Source organism: Mesorhizobium sp. M7A.F.Ca.CA.002.04.1.1 (assembly GCF_004022805.1).
GTDB lineage: Bacteria > Pseudomonadota > Alphaproteobacteria > Rhizobiales > Rhizobiaceae > Mesorhizobium > Mesorhizobium ciceri.
In genome coordinates this window covers 1-5,944 of sequence record NZ_RZPL01000019.1, presented here as the reverse complement: position 1 = coordinate 5,944, position 5,944 = coordinate 1, and the positions used below count along the sequence as shown (strand labels likewise).

The window sequence follows — 5,944 nt, the reverse complement described above, 5'->3', positions numbered from 1 at the left end:
CCCGGGCGCCACCAGCCGTGCCCGCGTTGATGACCGCCAATGCCTGGCAGGCGCCGCCGCCGGCAAATGCGAACGAACCGGTCAAGGCGGCCGAGACTTATACGACCGCGGGGCTGATCGTGCCGGCAACCGCCAAGGGCGACCGCATGCCCGGCGTCCAGCAGGTCGCCTATGTCGTGCCGCAGAACCCGGCGGCCCTGGTCCAGTTTCCGGCAGGGCCCGTGCAAGAAGAACACGCGACGGGCGTGCGTGGCGATGTCGAGCGGCTGATCGAGAAATATGCGGCGATCTACCAGGTGCCGGTGGACCTGGTGCGCCATGTCGTCAACCGCGAGAGCACCTTCAACCCGAAAGCCTACAACAACGGCCATTGGGGACTGATGCAGATCAAGCACGCGACGGCACGCGGCATGGGCTATGACGGACCGGCCAAGGGCCTGTTCGACGCCGAAACCAATCTAAAATACGCGGTCAAATATCTGCGCGGCGCCTGGCTGGTGGCCGGCGGCAACGCCAAGAAGGCCGACTGGCTCTATCAGACCGGCTATTATTACGACGCCAAGCGCAAGGGCCTGCTCGAGGCGACCGGCCTTGGCCGCGACCGCCAGCGCCGTCGCCTGCAACCCGACGCCTGAGCGCGATGCCTGAACCGCGCCCGCCGGCCCTGAACGACATCCGGCTGCGCAAGATCCTCGATGAGACGCTGGTTCCGCCGCACTGGCCCGACGGCTTTGTCATGCGCAGTTTCGAGCCTGGTGACGCGCCCGCCCTGCATGCGCTTTTGACGGAAGTGTTCGATGACGGCGCCGATGGTCCGTTCGACGAGTGGTGGCCGCGTATCGCGGACGATCCCGAATTCGACCCGGCGCTGTGCTTCCTCGTCATCGACGCCAAGGGCCGGCTGGCGGCGGCGGCGCTGTGCTGGACCCGCGCCTTCGTCAAGGATCTTGCCGTTCATCCCGAGGCGCGCGGCAAGGGTGTTGCCGAAGCGCTGATGTGGCACGCCTTCGCCGTTTTTCGCGAACGCGGCGCCGACCATGTCGACCTCAAGACCAACACGGTCGAGAATCCCGCCGCCGTCCGGCTCTATGAGCGGCTGGGGATGATGCCTGTCGCCTGGGAAGGCTAGGGTGTGCTGATATTCAGGTGATGCCGGCCTGCAAATGATGGCTTCCTGCGCTTCCGGTGCTCACGTACCCAAAAGTACGCTCCGCTCCGGTTCTCGGAAACCACCATTTTCGACTCGGCCTGACCTGAATCTCAACACCCCCTGATGGGTGTCGCCTCACGCAGGAACGGCGCGATTTGGGAACCCAAAGCGCCGCTTCGCATTCAATGGAAGGCGGGGTCCGACAAGCTGCCGGCGCGTGGAGTGTTTCCTGTCGCCGGCTGCGGAGGGACATCCATCACCATGAAGTTTTCTCACGCATTCCTGGCGCTCGGCGTCGCCGCCATGCTGATTGGTACGCCGGCGCGGGCCGTCGAGCTGTCGATGGTGTCGGGCGATACCGGCGACGGCATCAAGGTGCTGCGCGAGATCCTCGACCGTTACGAGAAAGACAGCGGCAACAAGGTCAACATCGTCGTCATGCCGACGTCCGGGACCGACCAGTTCGGCCAGTACCGGCTGTGGCTTGCCGCCGGAAACAGCGACATCGACGTCTACCAGACGGACGTGATCTGGGCGCCGCAGCTCGCCAGCCAGCTCGTCGATTTGACCGCAGCGACCAGGGACATCGTGGCCGAGCATTTCCCGTCGATCATCCGGTCGCAGACCGTCAATGGCAAGCTCGTCGCCTTGCCGATCTTCACCGATGCGCCGGCGCTCTACTACCGCAAGGATCTCCTCGACAAATATGGCGCCAAGGTGCCGGCCACCTGGAAGGAACTGGCGGACACCGCCAGGCTGGTCATGGATAAGGAACGTGCAGCCGGCAATCGGGATATCTGGGGCTTCGTCTTTCAGGGCAACGCCTATGAGGGGCTGACCTGCGACGCGCTCGAATGGGTGATGTCGAATGGCGGCGGCCAGATCATCGAGCCGGACGGCTCCATCTCCATCAGCAATCCAAAAGCGGCGGCGGTGCTCGATATGGTCAAGGGCTGGGTCGGGACCATCGCGCCGCCCGGCGTGCTCGCCTACCAGGAAGAGGAATCGCGCGGCGTCTGGCAGACCGGCAACGCGGTGTTCATGCGCAACTGGCCCTATGCCTATGCGCTCGGCAACGGCGAGGGCTCGCCGATCAAGGGCAAGTTCGACGTGGCGCCGCTGCCGGCCGGCACCGGCGAAGGCGCCCGACCGGTCGCGACGCTGGGTGGCTGGAACCTCGCGGTCTCCAAATATTCGAAGCATCCGGATGCCGCGATCGAGCTGGTCAAGTTCATTGCCTCGCCCGCGATGCAGAAATACCGCGCGCTGAAGACGTCCAATCTGCCGACCATCCAGGCGCTGTATGACGATGCCGACATTGCCATGGAACACCCGATTATTCCGCGCTGGAAGCAGATCTTTCTCAATGCGGTGCCGCGCCCCTCGGCCGCCACCAGGATCAAATACAACGAGGCGTCGAGCCAGTTCTGGAACGCTGTTCACAACACGCTCTCGGGCGACGGCACTGCCGCCGACAATCTGGCCGACCTCGAAGCGACGCTGACCAAGCTGAAGGGCCGAGGCTGGTGACGATACTGGGACAGCCGGCCGGCGGGACCGCAGCGAGCGGAGCGAGATGACAGGGATGAAACCGGAAACAGCCAAGGCCGCGCACGCGCCGTTGAGGGCACAGCGCGTTCGCTCGGCGTGGCTTTTCCTGGCGCCAATGCTTCTGGTGCTCGCCGCGGCGGCCGGCTGGCCGCTTGCCCGCACGGTCTATTTCAGCTTCACCGACGCCTCGCTGGCCGATCTCGACGCGCGCCAATGGGTCGGCTTCGCCAATTACTTTTCGGTACTTCACATGCCAAGCGGCCGGACCCTCTATGACGGGTTGCTGGTCGACCCTGTCTGGTGGCGTGCCGTCTGGAACACGGTGCGCTTCACCGTGATTTCGGTGACCTGCGAGACCATCCTCGGCACCATCGTTGCCCTGGTTCTCAACGCCGAATTCAGAGGCCGCGGCATCGTCAGGGCGGCGATCCTGATCCCCTGGGCGATCCCGACGATCGTCTCGGCGAAGATGTGGCAATGGATGCTCAACGACCAGTTCGGCATCATCAATGTGGTGCTGCTCAATCTCGGCCTGATCAGCACCAAGATCGCCTGGACGGCCAACGCCGACACCGCGATGGCGGCGGTCCTCATCGTCGATATCTGGAAGGCGACGCCATTCATGACGCTGCTCATCTTGGCCGCGCTGCAGATGCTGCCGAGGGAGATCATCGAGGTCGCCAGGCTCGACGGCGCCAACCCCTGGCAGATCTTCTGGCGGGTGACCTTGCCGCTGATCCGTCCCGCGCTGTTGGTGGCGGTGATCTTCCGCGCGCTCGATGCGCTGCGTATCTTCGACCTGATCTATGTGCTGACGCCCAACAATGTGCACACCAAGTCGATGTCGGTGTTCGCCCGCGAGAACCTGTTCGAGTTCGACAAGTTCGCCTATGGCTCCGCCGCCTCGACCCTGCTCTTCCTCATTCTCGCTCTGCTTACCATCGTCACCATCCGGATCGGCCGGATCAGCCTGGACGGGGACCGCTGAGATGTGGATCGTGAAGCGCACGGCCTTTTACCTGCTGGTCGGGGCAATCGTCTTCGTCGCGGTGTTCCCGTTCTATTACGCCATCGTCACCAGCCTGAAATCCGGGACCGATCTGTTCCGGGCTGATCTGTGGCCAACGACGATCAGTTTCGCCAATTACAGAAACGTGCTGATCGAGGGCGCCTTCGTGCGCAACCTCGCGAACTCGCTCTTCGTCTCCGGCGCAGTCGTCGCGCTGTCGCTGTTGCTCGGCATCACATCAGCCTACGCGCTGGCGCGCATTCGATTCCGCGGCCGCTCGGCGCTTTTGTTCATCATCCTGTCGGTGTCGATGTTCCCGCAGGTGGCGCTGCTGGCCGGGCTGTTCGAACTGGTCCGCATCTTCGGCCTCTACAATTCCCTGTTCGCGCTGATCTTCTCCTACATGATCTTCACCTTGCCGTTCACCGTCTGGGTGCTCACCACCTTCGTCCGCGACCTGCCGGTCGAGGTCGAGGAGGCGGCGATCCTAGACGGCGCGACGCCGTGGATCATCGTCACCCGGGTCTTCCTGCCGCTGATGTGGCCGGCGCTGGCGACCACCGGCCTGCTGGCCTTCATCGGTGCGTGGAACGAGTTCCTGTTTGCCCTGACCTTCACCTCCAACAACGCACAGCGGACCGTGCCGGTGGCGATCGCGCTGCTCTCCGGCAACTCGCAGTTCGAGATCCCCTGGGGCAACATCATGGCCGCCTCGGTGATCGTCACGGTGCCGCTGGTGGTGCTGGTGCTGATCTTCCAGCGCAAGATCGTCTCCGGCCTCACCGCCGGCGGGGTGAAGGGGTGAGGAGCGGTCAGCGTAGTGCGGACCGTTGTCAGATGTCCGGCGCGTTGCCGATCTTCTGCTTGAGATCAAGCGCCCAGGTGCGGCCTTCATCGCCGCCCCACAGCAGCCGGGCGATGTAGCCGGCCGAAGGGTTCTGCTCATTGCCGTAGTTCCTGCCGCGCTTGTCGACCTCGTGGCGGGCGAAATAGCTGACCATGCGGCGAATGGTGGAGGGCGCGAGCTTTTCCCGGTTCTTCAGTTCGGTGGCGCGGGCGACGCCGATCTCGGTGCCGCCGCGGCCGAATTCTCCGCGCAGTCTGAGGCCCTTGGCGGCATTGTCGGTCACTACTTGCGGGCAGCGCAGATCGATCTCGTCGTCGTGCATCTCGTCCCCCGGATCACGCTGCCCGGACAGGTATTACGACATATCACCATGCGCAATAAATGTCGGAGCCGATCACCGCCAAACGTCCTTGGGTCGCAGAGCAACCGCGCCGGGACGCCGGCGCTGCGACTTGAAGGAGCCGATCATGATCACCTTTCCCAACGAATCCGCGAAATACCGCACCGCGCGCGAAAAATTGCTGAAGAAGGAAATCGAGCTGCGCCGCGCCATGGAAGAGGTCGCCGAGGCCCGGCGCGCGCTGCCGCCGGGCGGGCTGATCCGCCAGGACTATGAATTCGACGCACTGGATGCCCACGGCAAGCCCGCGAAGACAAGGCTGTCGGAGCTGTTCGCGCCCGGCAAGGACAGCCTGATCCTCTACAACATGATGTTCCCGCGCCACCCGCAGGAGAAGCGCGATGTGGCGACCAGCGGCGGCACGGCGAAGCTCGCCCGACCGGACCAGCCATGTCCGTCCTGCACGGCATTGCTCGATCAGTTCGACGGCGCGGTCGGGCATCTCCAGGCGGCCGGCTTCAATTTCGCGGTGGTGGGCAAGACCGCGCTCGAAAACCTGGTCACGCTCGGTCGAGATCGGGGCTGGCGCAACATGCGGCTGGTGTCTTCGGCGGCCAACAGCTTCAAGCGCGACTACAATGCGGAGGCGGCCGACGGCTCACAGATCCCGCTGCTGTCGGTGTTTCACCGCGACCCCGACGGCATACGCCATTTCTGGAGTTCGGAACTGGATTTCGCACCGACGGAGCCCGGTCAGGATCCGCGTGGCCTCGGCACCTGCGAAACGCTGTGGAATCTGATGGATTTCACGCCGGAAGGTCGCCCGAACTGGAACGAGCAGCTGCAATATGGCGAAGCTTGCTGCCACTGAAGGCAGTTGTGGCCAGCCGCCGCGGTTCGGGTAATCGAGGCGATACGCGCAGGCTTCTTCCTCATGATCTGCAACCGGAGTGCCCAAGCGACGTTGGATTGTCCGAGGGACAATTCCAACCGGAGACATGCCATGAAGACGCTTACCATTCTGACCGCAGCAGCATTGCTTGCCGG

The 5,944-nt window shown here is 64.0% G+C and carries 7 protein-coding genes; 6 read left to right on the top strand and 1 reads right to left on the bottom strand.

Annotated elements, in window-relative coordinates; translation table 11 throughout:
* From ENZ75_RS02125 to ENZ75_RS02105, 5 genes are all read left to right on the top strand, one after another.
* On the top strand, positions 1-635 hold a 635-nt coding region (locus ENZ75_RS02125; RefSeq protein ID WP_245481123.1), incomplete at its 5' end, for a lytic transglycosylase domain-containing protein.
* 5 nt (positions 636-640) lie between these two features.
* Positions 641-1,129 (top strand): GNAT family N-acetyltransferase, encoded by a 489-nt coding sequence (locus ENZ75_RS02120; RefSeq protein ID WP_024504138.1) that lies wholly within the window; start codon positions 641-643, stop codon positions 1,127-1,129.
* Positions 1,130-1,411: 282 nt separating this feature from the next.
* Positions 1,412-2,680, top strand: coding sequence for an ABC transporter substrate-binding protein (locus tag ENZ75_RS02115; RefSeq protein ID WP_063170315.1), 1,269 nt, complete (start codon positions 1,412-1,414; stop codon positions 2,678-2,680).
* A gap of 46 nt (positions 2,681-2,726) precedes the next feature.
* Positions 2,727-3,689 carry a sugar ABC transporter permease gene (locus tag ENZ75_RS02110; RefSeq protein ID WP_063168799.1) on the top strand — a complete coding sequence of 321 codons (963 nt, stop codon included), beginning with the start codon at positions 2,727-2,729 and terminating at the stop codon, positions 3,687-3,689.
* Between the two features lies 1 nt (position 3,690).
* Positions 3,691-4,515, top strand: a complete 825-nt coding sequence (locus ENZ75_RS02105) for a carbohydrate ABC transporter permease (RefSeq protein ID WP_063168798.1) — start codon at positions 3,691-3,693, stop codon at positions 4,513-4,515.
* A 28-nt stretch (positions 4,516-4,543) separates the two neighbouring features.
* On the opposite strand, the gene ENZ75_RS02100 is transcribed toward ENZ75_RS02105, so the two are convergent.
* Positions 4,544-4,879, bottom strand: a complete 336-nt coding sequence (locus ENZ75_RS02100; RefSeq protein ID WP_063168797.1) for a hypothetical protein — start codon at positions 4,877-4,879, stop codon at positions 4,544-4,546.
* 145 nt (positions 4,880-5,024) lie between these two features.
* Here ENZ75_RS02100 and ENZ75_RS02095 point away from each other — a divergent pair, with 145 nt between their 5' ends.
* Complete coding sequence (locus ENZ75_RS02095) at positions 5,025-5,768, top strand: DUF899 family protein (protein ID WP_063170314.1); 744 nt, start codon at positions 5,025-5,027, stop codon at positions 5,766-5,768.
* The last annotated feature ends 176 nt before the right edge of the window (positions 5,769-5,944 follow it).